Source organism: Arthrobacter sp. Y3225116, assembly GCF_059091245.1.
Map to the genome: position 1 here is coordinate 1 of NZ_JBNHGL010000438.1, position 1243 is coordinate 1243.

Annotated in this window: 1 protein-coding gene; it reads right to left on the reverse strand. The window is 61.5% G+C overall.

The genetic code is table 11. From position 1 onward, the window contains the following. Positions 1-32: 32 nt before the first annotated feature. Positions 33-1177, reverse strand: a protein-coding gene (locus AC5RV2_RS18135; protein WP_494093482.1) for an IS3 family transposase whose coding sequence is annotated in 2 segments (ribosomal slippage) — positions 33-901 and positions 901-1177 — 1146 coding nt in all. Because the reading frame shifts where the segments join, the coding sequence is not laid out codon by codon here. Positions 1178-1243 lie beyond the last annotated feature (66 nt).

Below are 1243 nucleotides of genomic sequence, written 5' to 3' on the forward strand. Positions count from 1 at the left end.
GGGACTGCCCCGGCTTTTGTTGACTCGGGGTTTTAGGCCGCGGTGAGTGCGGACCGGTTGATTGTTTCATATTCGATGGGCGTGAGTTTCCCCAGCCGTCGCTGCCTTCGCCGGCGGTGGTAAGACCGCTCGATCCAGGTCGTAATCGCTAACCGCAGGTCCTGCCGTGTGAGCCAGCGCTGACGGTCAAGGACGTTCTTCTGCAACAGCGAGAAGAAGGACTCCATCGCGGCGTTATCCGCGCACGCACCGACCCTGCCCATCGACCCGGTCAACCCATGATGACGCAGTGATTCCACAAAGCGCCGGGAGCGGAACTGGGAGCCGCGATCTGAATGCACAACCGTCCCTGCCGGGCGGCGTGCTCGTACGGCGTTCTCCAACGCCGCCACCGCCAGTGAGGACTTCATCCGGGAGTCCATCGAGTATCCGACGATCCTGCCGGAGTAGACGTCCTTTACCGCGCAGAGGTAGAGCTTGCCCTCAGCAGTTGGGTGTTCGGTGATGTCCGTGAGCCACAGTTCATTCGGTACCGTCGCGGTGAAGTTCCGTTCCACTAGGTCATCATGAACCGGTGGTCCCGGCCTACGGTTCGGGCCTCGCTTCTTGGAGAAAACCGACCAGATGCCATGATCGCTGCACAGGCGCTGGACCCTGTTCTCACCCGCCGCTAGACCCTTCTCCGGGAGTTCATCGGCGATGAAACGGTACCCGAAAGCGGGATCATCGGCGTGGATGTCCAGCGCGGCATTGACCAGGTGCGCGTCCGACCAGTCCCGGTCCGTCACCGGGTTGGTTCTCCACCGGTAATACCCTTGCTTGCTGAACTTCAACACCCTGCAGGTCACCGCCACGGGAATCCCCTCGGCGGCAAGATCCGTGACCAGCGGGTAGGTCATTTTGGGTTGATGTCCCTCGCCAGATAGGCAGCCGCCCGACGCAGGATCTCATTTTCCTGCTCCAACAGGCGGTTCCGCTTCTTCAGCTCCCGCATCTCGACCGACTCCACAGGCGCCGGACCCGCACCGGCGTCCTTCCGATCGGCAATGGCAATCCAGCGCTTCAATGTCGTGACCGACAGCCCGAAATCCTTCGCTATTTGAGTCAGCGGTGCCTCGCCCTTGCGGGCCACATCAATAACATCCTGGCGGAACTCCGCCCCATAAGCCGTGGGCATGGTCAACATCCTTCCACGAGCACCAGCTCGCTAGGTCAAGGAGTCAACAAAACCGGGGGCAGTCCC